At 47.6% G+C, this 17,275-nt stretch carries 21 protein-coding genes; 20 read left to right on the top strand and 1 reads right to left on the bottom strand.

All coding sequences use genetic code 11. The features are described from left to right. The first annotated feature begins 73 nt into the window (after positions 1 to 73). The 20 genes from rpiB (at position 74) to spoIID (ending at position 16,626) form a co-directional block, all read left to right on the top strand. Positions 74 to 514, top strand: a complete 441-nt coding sequence (gene rpiB, locus K6T23_RS20435; RefSeq protein ID WP_056539164.1) for a ribose 5-phosphate isomerase B — start codon at positions 74 to 76, stop codon at positions 512 to 514. 12 nt (positions 515 to 526) lie between these two features. Beyond that, positions 527 to 1,069 (top strand): TIGR01440 family protein, encoded by a 543-nt coding sequence (locus tag K6T23_RS20430; protein ID WP_056539161.1) that lies wholly within the window; start codon positions 527 to 529, stop codon positions 1,067 to 1,069. A gap of 186 nt (positions 1,070 to 1,255) precedes the next feature. After that, positions 1,256 to 2,497, top strand: a complete 1,242-nt coding sequence (locus K6T23_RS20425) for a serine hydroxymethyltransferase (protein ID WP_238283159.1) — start codon at positions 1,256 to 1,258, stop codon at positions 2,495 to 2,497. A 199-nt stretch (positions 2,498 to 2,696) separates the two neighbouring features. After that, entirely contained in the window at positions 2,697 to 3,326 is a 630-nt protein-coding gene (upp, locus tag K6T23_RS20420; protein ID WP_048004863.1) for a uracil phosphoribosyltransferase, read from the top strand. Positions 3,327 to 3,343: 17 nt separating this feature from the next. Beyond that, positions 3,344 to 4,495, top strand: coding sequence for a non-hydrolyzing UDP-N-acetylglucosamine 2-epimerase (wecB, locus tag K6T23_RS20415; protein ID WP_156450686.1), 1,152 nt, complete (start codon positions 3,344 to 3,346; stop codon positions 4,493 to 4,495). A gap of 445 nt (positions 4,496 to 4,940) precedes the next feature. Further along, positions 4,941 to 5,162, top strand: coding sequence for an AtpZ/AtpI family protein (locus K6T23_RS20410; protein WP_048004865.1), 222 nt, complete (start codon positions 4,941 to 4,943; stop codon positions 5,160 to 5,162). A gap of 5 nt (positions 5,163 to 5,167) precedes the next feature. Then, a complete protein-coding gene (locus tag K6T23_RS20405) occupies positions 5,168 to 5,542 on the top strand; it encodes an ATP synthase subunit I (RefSeq protein WP_048004866.1) in 375 nt (124 codons plus the stop codon). A gap of 22 nt (positions 5,543 to 5,564) precedes the next feature. Next, entirely contained in the window at positions 5,565 to 6,278 is a 714-nt protein-coding gene (gene atpB / locus K6T23_RS20400; RefSeq protein WP_053429630.1) for a F0F1 ATP synthase subunit A, read from the top strand. Between the two features lie 79 nt (positions 6,279 to 6,357). Next, positions 6,358 to 6,570 (top strand): F0F1 ATP synthase subunit C, encoded by a 213-nt coding sequence (gene atpE / locus K6T23_RS20395; RefSeq protein ID WP_048004972.1) that lies wholly within the window; start codon positions 6,358 to 6,360, stop codon positions 6,568 to 6,570. Positions 6,571 to 6,753: 183 nt separating this feature from the next. After that, complete coding sequence (locus tag K6T23_RS20390; protein ID WP_053429629.1) at positions 6,754 to 7,272, top strand: F0F1 ATP synthase subunit B; 519 nt, start codon at positions 6,754 to 6,756, stop codon at positions 7,270 to 7,272. Then, entirely contained in the window at positions 7,269 to 7,805 is a 537-nt protein-coding gene (locus K6T23_RS20385) for a F0F1 ATP synthase subunit delta (RefSeq protein ID WP_053429628.1), read from the top strand. Before K6T23_RS20390 ends, K6T23_RS20385 begins: the two co-directional genes overlap by 4 nt. Positions 7,806 to 7,832: 27 nt before the next feature. After that, positions 7,833 to 9,341 (top strand): F0F1 ATP synthase subunit alpha, encoded by a 1,509-nt coding sequence (atpA, locus tag K6T23_RS20380; protein ID WP_056539151.1) that lies wholly within the window; start codon positions 7,833 to 7,835, stop codon positions 9,339 to 9,341. An 85-nt stretch (positions 9,342 to 9,426) separates the two neighbouring features. Beyond that, on the top strand, positions 9,427 to 10,287 hold the full coding sequence (locus K6T23_RS20375; protein WP_238283157.1) for a F0F1 ATP synthase subunit gamma: 861 nt from the start codon (positions 9,427 to 9,429) through the stop codon (positions 10,285 to 10,287). Positions 10,288 to 10,331: 44 nt separating this feature from the next. Then, the gene (gene atpD / locus K6T23_RS20370) at positions 10,332 to 11,735 is read left to right on the top strand and encodes a F0F1 ATP synthase subunit beta (RefSeq protein ID WP_053429625.1); all 1,404 of its coding nucleotides are present in this window, start codon (positions 10,332 to 10,334) and stop codon (positions 11,733 to 11,735) included. A 22-nt stretch (positions 11,736 to 11,757) separates the two neighbouring features. After that, positions 11,758 to 12,162 carry a F0F1 ATP synthase subunit epsilon gene (locus K6T23_RS20365; RefSeq protein WP_056539144.1) on the top strand — a complete coding sequence of 135 codons (405 nt, stop codon included), beginning with the start codon at positions 11,758 to 11,760 and terminating at the stop codon, positions 12,160 to 12,162. A 273-nt stretch (positions 12,163 to 12,435) separates the two neighbouring features. Beyond that, positions 12,436 to 12,672, top strand: coding sequence for a DUF1146 family protein (locus tag K6T23_RS20360; RefSeq protein ID WP_053429624.1), 237 nt, complete (start codon positions 12,436 to 12,438; stop codon positions 12,670 to 12,672). A 215-nt stretch (positions 12,673 to 12,887) separates the two neighbouring features. Next, the gene (locus K6T23_RS20355; protein WP_056539138.1) at positions 12,888 to 13,637 is read left to right on the top strand and encodes a YwmB family TATA-box binding protein; all 750 of its coding nucleotides are present in this window, start codon (positions 12,888 to 12,890) and stop codon (positions 13,635 to 13,637) included. 32 nt (positions 13,638 to 13,669) lie between these two features. Next, positions 13,670 to 14,974 carry a UDP-N-acetylglucosamine 1-carboxyvinyltransferase gene (gene murA, locus K6T23_RS20350; RefSeq protein WP_048004875.1) on the top strand — a complete coding sequence of 435 codons (1,305 nt, stop codon included), beginning with the start codon at positions 13,670 to 13,672 and terminating at the stop codon, positions 14,972 to 14,974. A 104-nt stretch (positions 14,975 to 15,078) separates the two neighbouring features. Then, positions 15,079 to 15,531, top strand: a complete 453-nt coding sequence (locus K6T23_RS20345; protein WP_238283153.1) for a hypothetical protein — start codon at positions 15,079 to 15,081, stop codon at positions 15,529 to 15,531. Positions 15,532 to 15,612: 81 nt separating this feature from the next. Continuing rightward, a complete protein-coding gene (gene spoIID / locus K6T23_RS20340) occupies positions 15,613 to 16,626 on the top strand; it encodes a stage II sporulation protein D (protein ID WP_238283151.1) in 1,014 nt (337 codons plus the stop codon). Positions 16,627 to 16,667: 41 nt separating this feature from the next. Here spoIID and K6T23_RS20335 read toward each other — a convergent pair whose 3' ends face one another. Next, complete coding sequence (locus tag K6T23_RS20335; protein WP_238283149.1) at positions 16,668 to 17,102, bottom strand: VanZ family protein; 435 nt, start codon at positions 17,100 to 17,102, stop codon at positions 16,668 to 16,670. Positions 17,103 to 17,275 lie beyond the last annotated feature (173 nt).

Below are 17,275 nucleotides of genomic sequence, written 5' to 3'. Positions count from 1 at the left end.
AACAATTCAATTCCTTTATATAATGGGGTGCCTGTGGCAAAATAGAAGGAAAGAATGAATTGGGGGAGAACAGATGAAGATCGCAATTGCATCCGATCACGGCGGTGTGAATATCCGTGAAGAAATAAAATCATTGATGGATGAGCTTGGCCTTCAGTATGAAGACTTCGGTTGCGAATGCGGCACATCCGTGGATTATCCGGATTATGCACTGCCGGTTGCCGAAAAAGTGGCCAATGGTGAATTCGATCGAGGGATCCTCATCTGCGGAACCGGCATCGGAATGAGTATTTCTGCGAATAAAGTAAAAGGGATCCGCTGTGCCCTTGTACACGACGTGTTCAGTGCCAAAGCAACACGTGAACATAATGACAGCAATATCCTTGCCATGGGTGAGCGCGTCATCGGACCGGGACTTGCACGTGAAATCGCTAAAACTTGGCTCCAGACTGAATTTCAGGGTGGCAGGCACTCAAACCGCATTGGAAAGATCACAAGCTACGAAGAGAAGTGAGGAGAGGTCATCATGGATCACACCCAACTGAAGCAAGCGTTTCAGACCATTCTTCAGGAGTTTCATGATCAGGTTCCACTCAGAAGAGGACAGGTCCTTGTCATCGGCTGCTCTACCTCCGAGGTGATGGGGGAAAAGATCGGTACGGCAGGGACCATCGATACGGCTGAATTGATCTATGAAGAGCTAAAAGAGTACGCGGATAAATCAGGCGTATCCCTTGCCTTTCAATGCTGTGAACACTTGAACCGGGCGATTGTCATCGAACGAGAAACGGCTGAGACGAAAAATCTTGACGAAGTCACGGTCGTCCCCGTGAGGAAAGCGGGTGGCGCCATGGCCACTCATGCTTATCATCGCTTTCAGGATCCCGTCATCGTTGAGCACATCAAGGCCGATGCGGGCATCGACATCGGTGATACCTTCATCGGTATGCATTTGAAGCACGTGGCCGTTCCGGTCCGGGTCAGCGTGCGCAGTCTCGGACATGCCCACGTGACCCTTGCGAGGACCCGACCTAAACTGATCGGTGGGAACCGTGCGGTCTATGAGTGAAAAGCACCCTTTTTCGGGTGTTTTTTTATGTGAACACACCTTTTTTCTCAGAAGGGATTTTGTGTAAAACCGAACATTTTTAATAAATGCTTCTTTTTATTTCGCTTTTAGCTCAATCATGTTAGAATGTGATTGAATGAATCAAAGCCCGGTAGAGCCGGGTCCATGAATTGAAGGAGGATACGTATGAGTAAGATTGCCAAGCAAGATCCGGAACTTTATGCATCGATTCAAGAAGAATTGGAACGTCAGCGTACAAAGGTCGAGTTGATCGCGTCAGAGAACTTTGTCAGTGAAGCAGTCATGGAAGCCCAGGGCTCCGTGTTGACGAATAAGTACGCAGAAGGATATCCCGGCCGTCGCTATTATGGTGGGTGCGAGCATGTCGATGTGGCTGAAAACTTCGCCCGCGACCGTGCAAAAGAACTCTTCGGCGCAGAACACGTCAATGTTCAGCCTCACTCGGGTGCCCAGGCCAACATGGCAGTTTACTTTACCATCCTCGAACAGGGAGACACAGTCCTTGGTATGAACTTGTCCCATGGGGGTCACCTCACTCACGGCAGTCCGGTGAACTTCAGTGGGGTTCAATACAACTTCGTGGAGTACGGCGTAGATGAAGAGAATCAATTGATCAATTATGAAGATGTACGTCAGAAAGCACTTGAGCATAAGCCAAAGCTCATCGTTGCTGGAGCCAGTGCATACCCACGCAAAATCGATTTCGCCAAGTTCCGTGAAATCGCCGATGAAGTAGGTGCCTACCTCATGGTGGATATGGCTCACATCGCGGGCCTTGTGGCTGCAGGACTTCACCAGAATCCTGTACCATATTCCGATTTCGTTACGACAACCACACATAAAACGCTTCGCGGACCACGTGGCGGCATGATCCTGTGCAAAGAAGAGTTTGCCAAGAAAATTGACAAATCCATTTTCCCTGGTATCCAAGGGGGTCCATTGATGCACGTCATCGCGGCAAAAGCTGTGGCATTCGGTGAGGCACTGCAGGATTCGTTCAAAGAGTACGCTCAAAACATCATTGATAACGCAGCCCGTCTTGGGGAAGGCCTTACGAAAGAAGGAATCAACCTTGTTTCCGGAGGATCTGACAACCATCTATTGCTGATCGACCTGCGCTCATTGAGCCTGACAGGAAAAGTAGCTGAGAAAGTCCTTGATGAGATCGGCATCACCGTGAATAAGAATACCATCCCGTTCGATCCGGAAAGCCCGTTCGTTACCAGTGGTATCCGTATCGGCACAGCAGCCGTTACATCCAGGGGCTTCAGTGCAGGAGAGATGGACGAGATCGCGTCGATCATCGCCCTTACACTGAAAAACCATGAGGATGAAACCAAACTGGAAGAAGCACGCAAGCGTGTAACGGATCTTACCAGCCGATTCGAATTGTATCCTGAGCAATAATGTGCAAGCCCCTTTGATCATCATGGTCGGGGGGCTTTTTGCTGGACTGATAGAATCATAGAACATGTAGAATATGTAACGATTCGATTACACCCTGAATCCCGTGTTGCTCTTCAAAACGCTTTTATGTACAATTATCAGAGGTGTAAAGGAAGTCTACCGCTTATTTACATAAATCAAACTTAAAGGAGAGAGTCGAGTGGGAAAAGTATACGTATTTGATCATCCATTGATCCAACATAAGTTAACATTCATCCGTGATAAAGAAACGGGTACAAAGGAATTCCGCGAGCTGGTGGATGAGGTTGCCACACTCATGGCATTCGAAATCACACGCGACCTGCCCCTTGAAGATATCGAGGTTCAAACGCCGGTAAGCCCTGCACAGGCAAAGACCCTTGCAGGAAAGAAACTGGGAATCGTACCGATCCTGCGTGCAGGACTAGGCATGGTTGACGGGATCCTGAAGCTGATCCCTGCAGCCAAAGTAGGTCACGTCGGCCTTTACCGCGACCCGGAAACCCTCAAACCGATTGAATACTATGTGAAACTCCCAAGTGACGTAGAAGAGCGCGATTTCATCCTCGTCGATCCGATGCTCGCAACTGGGGGATCTGCCGTCGAGGCAATCAATTCCCTTAAGAAGCGCGGTGCCCAAAGCATTCGTTTCATGTGTCTTGTTGCATGTCCTGAAGGTGTCGAAGCCATTAAAGAAGCGCATCCTGATGTGGATATCTACATTGCGGCCCTAGATGAAAAGCTCAACGAAAAAGGCTATATCGTACCTGGTCTCGGTGACGCAGGCGACCGTCTATACGGAACGAAATAAGAAGGGTGATGAAATCATTGGCGAATCCGATCAAGGTGATGACCATTTTTGGGACAAGGCCGGAAGCCATCAAGATGGCACCACTTGTCCTTGAACTGAAGAAGTATCCGGAAAGCTTTGAAACAATCGTGACGGTTACCGCCCAGCATCGTCAAATGCTGGATCAGGTCATGTCCATCTTCGATATCAATCCTGATCACGACCTGAACATCATGAAGGACAGGCAAACATTGATCGATGTCACGACCCGTGGTCTCGAAGGGCTGGATCGTGTCATGAAGGAAGCCAAGCCCGATATTGTCCTTGTACACGGGGATACGACCACCACCTTCGTGGCGAGTTTGGCAGCCTATTATAATCAGATTGCCGTGGGTCATGTCGAAGCTGGCCTTCGTACCTGGAACAAGTACTCGCCATTCCCGGAAGAGATGAATCGCCAGCTGACTGGTGTCATGGCTGATCTTCACTTCTCTCCTACAGACAAATCGGCGCGTAACCTTCTGGAAGAGAACAAGAAGGAAGAGAGCATCTTCATAACAGGGAATACGGCCATCGATGCTTTGAAGACGACGGTCAAAGAAGATTATCACCATGAGGTCCTGGATCGAATCGGATCAGATCGCCTCGTATTGTTGACGGCGCATCGCCGGGAAAACCTCGGACAGCCGATGAGAAATATGTTCCGGGCCATCAAGCGCCTGGTGGAAGAACAGGAAGATATCCAAGTGGTATATCCGGTGCACTTGAATCCTGCTGTACGTGAAGTGGCGGATGAAGTGTTGGGCCGGGATCCCCGCATCCATTTGATCGAACCACTTGATGTCATCGACTTCCACAACTTTGCCTCCAGGGCACACTTGATCCTCACCGATTCCGGAGGGGTTCAAGAGGAAGCGCCATCCCTTGGGGTGCCCGTCCTTGTGCTTCGTGATACGACAGAGCGCCCGGAAGGAATCGAAGCAGGTACGCTGAAGCTCGCCGGGAATGAAGAAGAGAACATTTACAAGCTAGCCAATGAACTTCTCACCGATCCTGAAGCCCACAGCTCCATGTCCAAAGCGGCCAACCCGTACGGAGACGGACTGGCTTCATACAGGATTGCCCAAGCGATCCGCTATCACTTCGGTCATCTTGAAGATCGACCAGACTCATTCTCTCCAAATGAATGAATATAATATAGAAGGTACACGCTTGCATGCGTGTACCTTTTTTCTTTTTCGTAAAAAAATAGGCACAAACCAGTAGTTTCCTCTTTTGTCTCACCGAAATCTGTGGTATCTTAATGCTCGGGTAGTTTGCTCAGTGGTGAGCAATGTTGAGTGAAACGAATAGTTAAGTAGGATAAATGAATACATAGTGAATGATTTAGGTTGTTGTGAATCGCATCAGAACAAGCCCCTTCCGCTTTTCTTATTTTGTGTTTAAAATGTGAACAATATTGGAACACTCGGATAGGTTGTGGACTTTTTACTTTGTACGCATTGACATTGATTTTACCCTATTGTATGCTTACAAAGGATATAGAATGGTAAGGTTTTCACAAAAACTTCCACAGAATGAAAACGGTTTTATATCTATGTTTTTCCACTATAATTCCTGTGTGGGGATGACACTATGCGTCAACCAAATCGACGCCCGTATCAAGGGGTGGCCTTGTATTCTGCCATTCTGTCTCAGCTGGTTGGTTCCATGTTAATCGGAATCTTCGGGGGGAGATGGCTGGATGGATTATGGGACACCGAACCACTATTCTTAATCATTGGACTGCTTCTCGGGTTAACAACAGGAATCTACACCATGCTTCGCACAGTCCAACATTTCTATTCGGGAGATTAATGTCAATGCCAGAACTTCAAGAGCTCTTTAACAGGCATCGGAAGTACATACTTTTCCTCCTTTCCTTTTACGTCCTCGGTTGGGGTTTCACTTCCTATCAGTCTATTTTCCTTGGGCTCATCTTAGGGACAAGCGTAAGTCTGTTCAGTCACTGGCTGATCATGAGGAGAACGTTGCGCTTCGGGGATGCCGTCGTGGCAGGTCAGAAGGTCCGGTCATTAGGTACATACTCAAGGATGGCGGGAGCTGCTTTTGTTGCAATCATCGCAATCGAGTATCCAGAATATTTTCATTTGTACAGCGCGATCATTGGATTAATGACAATTTATATTGTTATTATGATAGATTATTTTATTCAGCAGCTACAGCCACATAAATAGCGGGGAAGAGAGGTGAATTTCATTGCAACATGAAAATCCTACAGCTGAATTTTTGGGCCTTACATTCAACCTGGCAAACGTCATGATGATGACGGTGGCGACCGTGGTCGTATTCTTAATTGCCGTGTTATGTACCCGCAGACTGGCGCTAAAGCCAACGGGCGCTCAAAACTTCATGGAATGGGTTATGGATTTTGTGAAGAACATCGTGAAGAGTAATATGGATTGGAAGACTGGAGGTCGCTTCCATCTGTTGGGTCTTACTCTCCTCATGTATATTTTTGTATCAAATATGCTAGGCCTTCCGTTTTCGGTCGTGATCGACCATACACTTTGGTGGAAATCTCCAACAGCCGATCCGGTCGTCACAATGACACTGGCCGTACTGGTTGTTGTGTTGACACACTACTACGCCATCAAGATGAAAGGCTTCAGTGAGTATGGTAAAGACTTCTTCAGACCGATGGGTTTCTTATTCCCGCTTAAGATCATTGAAGAATTTGCAAACACCCTGACGCTTGGTCTGCGTCTTTACGGTAACATTTACGCGGGTGAGATCCTGCTATCGCTATTGATTACAGGTTTAGCCCACCAGGGAATCGGTGGTCTCATAGGAGCTATCATCCCGACGCTTGCATGGCAAGGTTTCTCGGTATTCATTGGAGCAATCCAATCATTTATTTTCGTTATGTTAACGATGGTCTATATGTCTCATAAAGTTAGTCATGACCATTAATATATACCCTGTTCTTTTTGAACAAAACAATATTAAACTCAGATTTCTATACATTTAAAGGAGGAAAATTAAAATGGGAATGGGTCTTTTAGCAGCAGCAATTGCAATCGGATTAGCAGCACTAGGTGCAGGTATTGGTAACGGTCTTATCGTGTCACGTACAGTAGAGGGGATCGCTCGTCAGCCGGAAGCTCGCGGAATGCTCCAAACTACTATGTTCATCGGGGTTGCATTGGTTGAGGCGATTCCTATCATCGCGGTAGTTATCGCGTTCATCGTAATGAATCGATAATAGTAGGTTTAAATGGCGAAGATCATTCGATGAGAACCTTCGCCATTCCTTTATGTAAAGTTACACCCTGACTTTGAATGAAAGGTCGGGCGGTCCTTTGACCTCTCAGGGGATGGGGGCGTCACGGCCATTAAATAAGGCAGTACCATATAAGGCATTGACTCTTGAAGGGAGTGAAACCGCGTGCTATCAAACGCATTTGTCCTTGGAGCCGGAGGAGGCTTCACAGGTGGAGATATTATAGTACAGCTAGTCCTGTTTCTAGTCCTTCTTGCGTTATTGAAAAAGTTTGCCTGGGGCCCGTTGATGGGCATCATGCAAGAACGTGAGAACCATATAGCAGGGGAGATCGATGCGGCAGAAAAGAGCCGTACGGAAGCAAGCAAGTACCTCGAAGAACAGCGTGAGCTATTGAAAGAGGCACGTCAGGAAGCCCTGACCCTGATTGAAAGCGCGAAGAAGCAAGGGGATGACCAACGCAGTCAGATCATCCTTGAAGCCCGCCAGGAATCAGAACGCCTGAAAGAATCAGCGAAGCGCGAAATCGAGACGCAGAAAGATCAAGCGATGGCTGCCCTGCGTGAGCAAGTGGCATCCCTATCTGTCATGATCGCGTCGAAGGTTATCGAGAAGGAGCTTTCGGTTGAAGATCAGGAACAATTGATCAACGACTACATCAAAGAGGCAGGAGATCAGCGATGAGCAGCTCCACAGTCGCAAAACGCTATGCACTTGCCCTCTTTCAAATCGCCCAGGAGCAACTGAAACTTGAAGCGATCGAAGAAGAGCTCCGCGCAGTGAAAACCGTTTTTACAGAAAACAAAGAATTGAACAGTCTGCTTGAGAATCCGAAGCTTACGGCGGTCAAGAAGAAAACCTTGATCCAGGAATCGTTTGCGGGGGTCTCTGCACCTGTCCTGAATACATTATTACTCCTGACCGATCGTCATCGTGAAGATCAGGTCGTGGCAGTGGTCGATGCATTCATCGATCTTTCCAACGAAGCACGCGGAATCGCGGATGCCATCGTGTACTCTGTACGTCCACTGTCTGAAGATGAGAAAACAGCCGTTTCCACATCTTTTGCTAAAAAAGTAGGTAAACAATCACTTAGAATCGAGAATGTGATAGACAACAACATCCTCGGAGGCTTGAAGATCCGTATTGGGAACAGGATCTTCGATGGTACGCTTGCCGGTAAGTTGAATCGTCTGGAACGTGAACTGGTTCGTTAACTTTCGTATAAATGAGGGGTGAAATTCATGAGCATCAAGGCGGAAGAAATCAGCGCGCTGATAAAGAAGCAAATTGAGAACTATCAGTCTGAGATGAAGGTAAGCGATGTAGGTACTGTCATCCAAATCGGGGATGGTATCGCTCGTGCTCATGGCCTCGACAATGTCATGGCTGGAGAGCTTGTTGAATTTTCTACTGGTGTCATGGGTATGGCACAGAACTTAGAAGAAAACAACGTAGGTATCGTTATTCTTGGGCCTTATAAAGACATTCGTGAAGGCGATGAGGTTCGTCGTACCGGACGGATCATGGAAGTACCGGTTGGACCGGAACTTGTAGGTCGTGTTGTAAACTCACTGGGTCAACCAGTCGATGGTCTTGGACCGATTCCTACAACGAAAACACGCCCGATTGAAGGCGCAGCTCCTGGTGTAATGGATCGTAAATCCGTACATGAGCCGCTTCAAACGGGAATCAAGGCGATCGATGCACTCGTGCCGATCGGACGCGGACAGCGTGAATTGATCATCGGTGACCGTCAGACAGGTAAGACGTCTGTAGCCATCGACTCAATCCTTAATCAAAAAGATCAAGACATGATCTGTATTTATGTGGCAATCGGACAAAAGGAATCAACGGTTCGTAATGCTGTGGAAACACTGCGTAAGCATGGTGCCCTCGACTATACAATCGTCGTGACGGCATCTGCATCACAACCGGCACCGATGCTATTCCTTGCGCCTTATTGTGGAATCACGATGGGTGAAGAGTTCATGCATAATGGTAAGCATGTACTTGTTGTATATGATGACTTGTCTAAACAAGCATCGGCATACCGTGAGCTTTCCTTGCTCCTTCGCCGTCCTCCAGGTCGTGAAGCATTCCCTGGTGACGTATTCTACTTGCACTCCCGTTTGTTGGAGCGTGCAGCGAAGCTCAGCGATGCAAAAGGTGGAGGTTCCATCACGGCATTGCCATTCGTTGAAACGCAAGCAGGAGATATCTCCGCTTATATCCCGACTAACGTTATTTCCATCACTGATGGACAGATTTTCTTGCAATCTGACCTATTCTTCTCCGGTGTACGTCCGGCGATCAACGCAGGTCTTTCCGTATCACGTGTAGGTGGATCCGCACAGATCAAAGCAATGAAGAAAGTATCCGGTACCCTGCGTCTTGACCTTGCAGCGTTCCGTGAGCTTGAAGCATTCTCTCAGTTCGGTTCCGACCTTGATAAAGCGACACAGGCGAAGTTGAACCGTGGAGCGCGTACAGTAGAAGTATTGAAACAGGACTTGAACAAGCCATTAACGGTTGAAAAACAAGTCATGATCTTCTACGCGCTTACAAGGGGTCATCTTGATGATATTCCGGTTGCGGATATCCGTCGCTTCGAAGGTGAAATGCTAAGCTGGCTCGACCACAACCATAAAGAATTGTTGGATCAAATCCGCACAACGAAAGGTCTTCCTGAAGACAGCGCTATGGCAGCAGCCATCGATGGATTCAAAAAGACGTTCGCGAAATCCGTATAATGTGGGTGGTGTCCTAAGGGGCACCTTCCACCTTGGGTTTAAAGGACAAGGTCTAACATTTTCAAAAAAAGGGTGGTGAGAACCAGTGGCATCGTTACGCGACATTAAAACTCGTATTACGTCTACGAAGAAAACAAGTCAGATTACGAAGGCAATGGAGATGGTTTCTGCTTCCAAGCTGAACCGTGCCGAGATGAATGCGAAATCATTCGTCCCTTACATGGAAAAGATCCAGGAAGTCGTCACCTCCATTTCCCTCGGAAGCACCGACGTAACGCATCCAATGCTAGTCTCCCGCCCCGTAAAGAAAACCGGCTACTTGGTCATTACGTCTGACCGCGGTTTGGCGGGGGCATATAACAGCAGTGTGCTGCGTGCTGTCAATAATACAATCCAGGAGCGTCACAGCTCCAAGGATGAATACACGATCATTGCGCTGGGGCGTATGGGCCGCGATTTCTTCTTGAAACGCGGAGATCATGTCCTTGATGGGGTCGTAGGACTGCCGGATCAGCCGAATTTTGCCGATATCAAGGATATCGCCAATAAGACGGTCACCATGTTCTCGGACGGGGCGTATGACGAGCTCTATATGTTCTACAATCACTACGTTAGTGCAATCCAGCAGGATGTAACGCAGAAGAAGGTTCTGCCGTTGACGGATCTTGAATCCACTTCTACCAAGCTTACTTCCTATGAATTTGAACCAAGCGCTGAAGAGATCCTTGAAGTCCTTCTTCCGCAATACGCAGAGAGCCTCATCTTCGGTGCACTGCTCGATGGTAAAGCCAGTGAGCATGCGGCACGTATGACGGCCATGCGAAGTGCGACGGACAACGCGAAGGAACTCATCGGTGATCTTACATTGTCTTATAACCGTGCACGTCAGGCTGCGATCACTCAGGAAATCACTGAGATCGTCGGTGGGGCGGCAGCACTCGAATAGAAAGAGACGTATCAATCGTCAAAAGCCAGTTAGGAGGGAAAGAGATGAACACAGGACATGTTCTTCAAGTAATGGGTCCGGTTGTCGATGTCAAGTTCTCTAGCGGGCAGCTACCGGATATCTACAACTCATTGAAGGTCCAAATCGCAGACCGAGGCGAACTTACACTGGAGGTTGCCCTTCACCTTGGGGATGACTCTGTGCGCACAATCGCCATGGCCTCTACAGACGGGCTACAGCGTGGAGCGACAGTACTCGATTCTGGAGCACCGATTTCTGTACCGGTAGGTGACATCACGCTTGGACGTGTATTCAACGTACTGGGTGATTCAATCGACCTGGACGAGCCTCTTCAGCAGGGAATCCGTCGTGACCCGATTCACAGACAAGCACCAACATTCGATCAGCTTTCCACAGAGGTGGAAATTCTTGAAACAGGAATCAAAGTAGTCGACTTGCTAGCGCCTTATATCAAGGGTGGTAAGATCGGTCTGTTCGGTGGAGCCGGTGTAGGTAAAACCGTTTTGATCCAGGAATTGATCAACAACATCGCCCAGGAGCACGGTGGGATCTCAGTATTCGCCGGTGTAGGGGAGCGTACTCGTGAAGGGAATGACCTTTACCACGAGATGAGCGATTCCGGTGTTATCAAGAAGACAGCGATGGTATTCGGTCAGATGAATGAGCCGCCTGGAGCACGTATGCGTGTTGCCTTGACGGGTCTGACAATGGCTGAGTACTTCCGTGATGAGCAAGGTCAGGATGTTCTATTGTTCATTGACAACATCTTCCGTTTCACGCAAGCAGGTTCAGAAGTATCCGCCCTTCTTGGACGTATGCCATCTGCCGTTGGTTACCAGCCGACACTTGCGACCGAAATGGGTCAATTACAAGAGCGTATCACATCGACGAATGTCGGTTCCGTTACATCGATCCAAGCGATCTATGTACCGGCGGATGACTATACGGATCCAGCTCCGGCAACGACGTTCGCCCACCTTGACGCGACGACGAACCTTGAGCGTAAGCTTTCGGAAATGGGTATTTACCCTGCCGTGGATCCACTTGCTTCCACTTCACGCGCCCTGTCTCCTGAAATCGTTGGAGAAGAGCATTACAGCGTAGCACGTAACGTACAGCAGACGCTTCAGCGCTACAAAGAACTTCAGGACATCATTGCGATCCTCGGTATGGATGAGCTTTCCGATGATGACAAACTGACCGTTCACCGTGCGCGTCGTGTACAATTCTTCCTTTCACAGAACTTCCACGTGGCCGAGCAGTTCACAGGACAAAAAGGTTCATACGTAGAAGTGAAAGATACAGTTAAAGCATTCAAGGATATCCTTGAGGGCAAATACGATCACATTCCTGAAGATGCATTCCGTCTGGTAGGTCCGATCGAGGACGTACTGGCTGCAGCTAAAGAAATGGGCGTAGAGGTATAATCGCGGACCAGGAGGGAACAAAATGAAGACATTAAAAGTCAATATTGTCACTCCCGATGGCCCAGTGTACGATTCAGAAGTGGACATGGTAAGTACGAAAGCTCAAAGCGGTGAGCTTGGGATCTTGCCTGGACACATTCCGATGGTTGCTCCACTACAAATCGGTGCAGTTCGCCTGAAAAAAGGTGGCGACACTGAGCTTGTAGCTGTCAGCGGCGGCTTCCTTGAAGTCCGTCCTGAACAGGTGACAATTCTTGCACAATCTGCCGAGACGGCAGAAGCGATCAACATCGAACGTGCCAAGGAAGCCAAAGGACGTGCAGAAGGACGCCTTCAAGGAAGCAGGGATGACGTCGACTTCCGCCGTGCTGAACTATCCTTGAAACGTGCCATGAACAGAATCAACGTGTCAGAGCGTAACTTCTAATACGATCTTGAAAATCCACCCTGAGGCTCTCATGCCTTACGGGTGGATTTTTGTATATATAATGAAGAGACAAAAAAATATGAAAAAATCCTGCACGCTCCAATTGGCTTTACCTATACAAAGGGAGTAAAATGAAACGTGGGACATACACATAGAGACTAAAAGACAGAGTTTCAAAAAAACCTGACATTTACAAAAATAACTATTGTAGTGCAAAGGTAATATGTTAAAATAGTCTATGTGTGTCTAAATTTTTTTTTGGAGTGAGAAGGAATGGACGTAACATTTGGCCAGCAGGCGCTGATCAGCATGCTGATTCACTTGGTGGTGTTCGCAGTTACATTCTGGGCTCTTCAATCAATCCAATTGGATAAGCTCCTTAAAAAAAACAGGGTCGCCCAAGGGAGGCTCTTGTACATCCTACTGACCATTGCCATTGGTTCTGCCGTCAGCAGGTTCTTGTTGGATTACTACCTATGGACCCAGCAGCTGCCGACCCTTTTCGAATAGGGTCAAATCCTTACAAAAAATAGGTCTTCCTGCATGTTCTCAAAGGAACTTGTTTTGAGTAAGATTAATTTTGTGTTTACGCCCTTTGTGAAAAAGTTTCATTATGAAAACGATCACATGACTGTAAGAAGACAGATTTGTAAAAAGATGACGATAAGTTGCAAGTATGTTCCTCACCCTGACGGAAAGACTTTTACTAAAGGGGAGGAATAATCGTGCGTAACTTTTACATTTTCGTAATTTTTTTCATTATAATTGGTTTTCTTTATGTCAGTAATGGGAACAACACTATCGAAGCGAAGCGTTTCACCGATATAGAAAAACTTGATCTTGCCGTCGAACGAGCTGGTGGGAAGGTCAATGAATGGTCTCTGTATGCAAGAGAAAACGCATCTAGCTTCACACAAGAAGGGTTTGCCAAACACAGTGAGTTGATTCAGGAGAAATTTTCCGGATTCAAGTGGGTAACAAAAAAATCAAAGGAAGAAACAGTGGTGACGGGACTTCGCAAGACGTCTCATGGAACAGAAACCATTAAGATTTTACATACCCTCACAAACGGGCAATCACAATCGTATACTATGTATGAGCTGCGCGGAAGTCAGACCACTTGGGGAGAGAGCGCCAAGGCATATATCAAAAGTGAATATATCCCAAACATGGATGAAATTTTCACGGATAAACCCTTGATATTCTCTTGTATTAAAGGCAAATTCAGTGATACGCTTGAGGAAGTTTTGTCGAATCAAGCCGTCGAAATGATGGACACATTGGACGCAAACGAATTGGAATCCTTAAAAGAGGAAGAGTTTCATTCAATTTCAGCCTACTCGGAACAATTGTCACGGACCATTCAAACCAAACAGCATCAAGATATGAACATTCAACTTGGTTTACGGAAAAGTGGAATGGGCGCTGAGACAACCTTTGTCATTGGCACACCCATCCTGATTATTGAATATTAATATAGAGAAATTGGACGCGGAGGGGAATACTCTTGGAAAAAATTATCGTCCGCGGCGGTCAGCGTTTAAGCGGTACAGTGCAAGTTGAAGGAGCAAAGAATGCCGTTTTACCAGTCATCGCTGCTACATTATTAGCAAGTGAAGGAAAAAGCATCATCAAAAACGTACCACCACTCTCCGATGTATATACGATCAATGAAGTTATACGTCATTTAAATACAGATGTAGAATTCGCGAACGGTGAAGTAACCGTCAATGCGTCAAGGGAGTTATTTGTAGAGGCGCCTTTTGAATATGTACGTAAAATGCGTGCATCCGTCCTAGTGATGGGTTCACTTCTTGGACGTACAGGTAAAGCCCGTGTAGCCCTTCCTGGTGGATGTGCAATCGGTTCAAGACCAATTGATCAGCATCTTAAAGGATTCGAAGCAATGGGTGCAAAAGTGAAAGTCGGTAACGGCTTCATCGAAGCTGAAGTTGACGGTCGCTTGCATGGTGCCAAAGTCTATCTCGACTTCCCAAGCGTAGGTGCCACTGAGAACATCATGATGGCTGCCGTTCTTGCAGAAGGAACAACAATCCTTGAAAATGTTGCAAAAGAACCGGAAATCGTAGACCTTGCGAACTTCCTGAACAAAATGGGAGGAAACGTAGTAGGTGCCGGAACCGGAACAATCCGCATCGAGGGTGTCGATCGCCTTTATGGAGTGGAGCACAGCATCATCCCGGACCGTATTGAAGCCGGAACATTCATGGTAGCTGCTGCCATTACTAAAGGTGATGTTCTTGTAAAAGGTGCAATCCCTGAACATTTGTCTTCTCTTATTGCTAAAATGGAGGAGATGGGCGTCAAGATCATCGATGAAGGGGAAGGTGTTCGTGTCATCGGTCCGGATTCATTGAAATCCGTCGACATCAAAACGATGCCACACCCTGGATTCCCGACAGACATGCAATCTCAAATGATGGCATTGCTCCTTGCAGCAGATGGAACAAGCGTCATCACGGAAACGGTATTTGAAAACCGCTTCATGCACGCGGAAGAATTCCGCCGCATGGGCGCCGAAATCAAAATCGAAGGCCGTTCTGTCATCATGGATGGACCAACTGCCCTTCAAGGTGCAGAAGTTGCTGCAACCGATCTTCGTGCAGCCGCAGCCCTATCCATCGCAGGACTTGTAGCAGACGGCTACACAAGAGTCACAGAACTAAAACACCTTGACCGTGGCTATGTCAACTTCCACCAAAAGCTCGCAGCTCTAGGTGCAGACATCGAACGCGTCAACGAAGCAGACGAAACACCAGCAACAGAAGAAACCATGATCAAAGACGCATAAGCGTATCCAATAAAACGGACCTCCTTACAACAGGAGGTCCGTTTTTATATATTTATGAATCAGTGGTTAGTGGAAAATACGTTTGAACTTAACGGGAAACACGCTTGACCCATTTTCATAAAGCCAGACATCATATCACCAAAAGTGAAGAGCAGCGGAGGTTGGCCGACTCCTGCGGAAAAAGAGGGAAGGTTGAGACCCTGCAGGCGGCAGCCGAAGCGGCTCAGGCTCCCTCCCCGCCGGAAAGCGGCCACCCGCAGCGAAACGAAACGTCCTATCCACTATTAACAAAAGCCATCAAAAGAATAGGAGTGAATTGGCACCTTATCTATATGTGTCTGATCATAAGGGATCAGCATCTATATATCACCAAAAGTGAAGAGCAGCGGAGGCCACCCGACTCCTATGGGAAAAGCGGGCAGGGTGAGACCCTGCAGGCAACACCGAAGCAGCTCACCGCACGCCCCATGGAAAGCGGGTGGCCGCAGCGGAACGGAACATCCCCTCAAAAAACAATCCCTCCACTCATTAAAAATGACCACAATAATCATTCATAAAAGCCTGTCCATCCCCATACATTTGAAAAGAGGAGAAACGCAACACCATCTCCTATTTCACTTTATATGGAGGCAGCGCACATGAAGCAATGGAAACCCGTACTACTCACCTTCTCACTCTTTATCATCATCATCATCACGATTCCCGCCCTGCTGGTACTCCCCTTCTCATCAGGAAAAGAAACAGCCAACCTGGACGAAGCCAAAGCCAAACAAACCGCCAACAAAGACATGGACCAATCCATGCAGGTAGCCGTCTATCGTTCAAACGACGACCTCATCGAAAAACTGCCCCTCGAGCAGTACGTTGTGGGAGTCGTAGCCGGTGAAATGCCTGCCGACTTTGAACCTGAAGCATTGAAGGCCCAAGCGCTGGCTGCCAGAACGTATATTGTGAATCAGCTTCTTGTAGATGACTCCAACGTCCCTAAAGGTGCCGATGTAACCGATACCGTCGCACATCAGGTATACAAGAATGAAAAAGAGCTCGCCAAGCTATGGGGCGCGGACTATGAATGGAAAATCAAAAAAATCAAAGATGCCGTACATGGGACGATGGGCAAAGTCCTGACGTACAAAGATAAACCGATCACAGCTGCCTTTTTCTCGACAAGCAACGGCTACACAGAGAACTCAGAATCCTATTGGGAGAATGAGCTTCCGTACCTGAGGAGTGTCGAGAGCCCTTGGGATTCCAAATCCCCGAAATTTGAAGATCAAGTCGTCATCAAGACAAGGGACTTTCAAAAGAAACTGGGGGTCACTCTTCCGAAGGATGGCAGCGTAGGTACGATCACCGGCCGCACGGAAGGGAAGCGGGTTGCTAACGTGGAGATCAACGGCAAGAAGTTTACCGGGCGGGAAATACGGGATAAGCTGAATCTGAAATCATCCGACTTCACCTGGTCGCTGAAGGGCGATCATATCGTCATTTCAACGAAAGGCTTCGGACATGGCGTCGGCATGAGTCAATACGGTGCTAACGGAATGGCGGAGGAAGGAAAGGACTATAAGCAGATCGTCCAGCACTATTATAAGGACGTGAAGATCACCCAGGCAGATACGTTGTTGAAAAAAGTCACCGCACAGCGCTGAAAAAGCGCCAGGTCCACTTTCCGGACCTGGCGCTTTTTCGTTTAAGTTGTAAAATACTTCTCAACTGATTTCAACCAACGGCCCAGTGGACGTTCCGGTGAGCGGAAGTAGGTGTGATTGACGAGCCAATAGAGGATGGTCACGCCGATAAGATCCTTGGCAGCGTCGATCATGGTGGCAGAACGGGCCGGCACAAAGGCCTGATGGATTTCATCCGTGAAGCCATAGAAAATGGCAATCAGGGCGGCGACGGTATTGAAAGCATAAGTGAGTTTTCCGTGAGCAAGAAGGGCAAGGACAAATAGAGCGTAAAGGATCCCGAACTCGATCAGGTGGAGGGATTCCTTGATGAATCGGTCAAGATCCCGCTCCGGGAGGCTTAGGACCTTATCATCGGGATTACTCGAAAGATACCAGATCAAGAGCATATATAAGAAAGGGGCTACGGTCAGCCCGATTTTCAATACAGATTTCATTCAGACATCGTCCTTTCGTTTCATCCTTTCATTGTAGCACGGGGAGCCCTCCTTTTCGCCCATCAGAATAAAAGTTCAAAGAGATGTAAAAAATCGTGCATAGAACGATTCGTTTTGTCGAAAGATAAGATTTTAAAAATTTTTTCACCTCGTGTATATATTTTCTGAATTCT

This window comes from Rossellomorea marisflavi (assembly GCF_022170785.1).
GTDB classification, from domain to species: domain Bacteria; phylum Bacillota; class Bacilli; order Bacillales; family Bacillaceae_B; genus Rossellomorea; species Rossellomorea marisflavi_B.
The sequence above is the reverse complement of the archived record's forward strand: the minus strand, read 5'-3'. Positions and strand labels throughout refer to the sequence as shown.

Coding starts and splice junctions, on each gene's coding strand:
- K6T23_RS20425 (WP_238283159.1), top strand. CDS start 1,256: ATGAGTAAGATTGCCAAGCAAGATCCGGAACTTTATGCATCGATTCAA.
- rpiB (WP_056539164.1), top strand. CDS start 74: ATGAAGATCGCAATTGCATCCGATCACGGCGGTGTGAATATCCGTGAA.
- K6T23_RS20335 (WP_238283149.1), bottom strand. CDS start 17,102: ATGAAATCTGTATTGAAAATCGGGCTGACCGTAGCCCCTTTCTTATAT.
- K6T23_RS20385 (WP_053429628.1), top strand. CDS start 7,269: ATGAGCAGCTCCACAGTCGCAAAACGCTATGCACTTGCCCTCTTTCAA.
- K6T23_RS20360 (WP_053429624.1), top strand. CDS start 12,436: ATGGACGTAACATTTGGCCAGCAGGCGCTGATCAGCATGCTGATTCAC.
- K6T23_RS20365 (WP_056539144.1), top strand. CDS start 11,758: ATGAAGACATTAAAAGTCAATATTGTCACTCCCGATGGCCCAGTGTAC.
- atpD (WP_053429625.1), top strand. CDS start 10,332: ATGAACACAGGACATGTTCTTCAAGTAATGGGTCCGGTTGTCGATGTC.
- atpA (WP_056539151.1), top strand. CDS start 7,833: ATGAGCATCAAGGCGGAAGAAATCAGCGCGCTGATAAAGAAGCAAATT.
- spoIID (WP_238283151.1), top strand. CDS start 15,613: ATGAAGCAATGGAAACCCGTACTACTCACCTTCTCACTCTTTATCATC.
- K6T23_RS20405 (WP_048004866.1), top strand. CDS start 5,168: ATGCCAGAACTTCAAGAGCTCTTTAACAGGCATCGGAAGTACATACTT.
- K6T23_RS20430 (WP_056539161.1), top strand. CDS start 527: ATGGATCACACCCAACTGAAGCAAGCGTTTCAGACCATTCTTCAGGAG.
- K6T23_RS20410 (WP_048004865.1), top strand. CDS start 4,941: ATGCGTCAACCAAATCGACGCCCGTATCAAGGGGTGGCCTTGTATTCT.
- atpE (WP_048004972.1), top strand. CDS start 6,358: ATGGGTCTTTTAGCAGCAGCAATTGCAATCGGATTAGCAGCACTAGGT.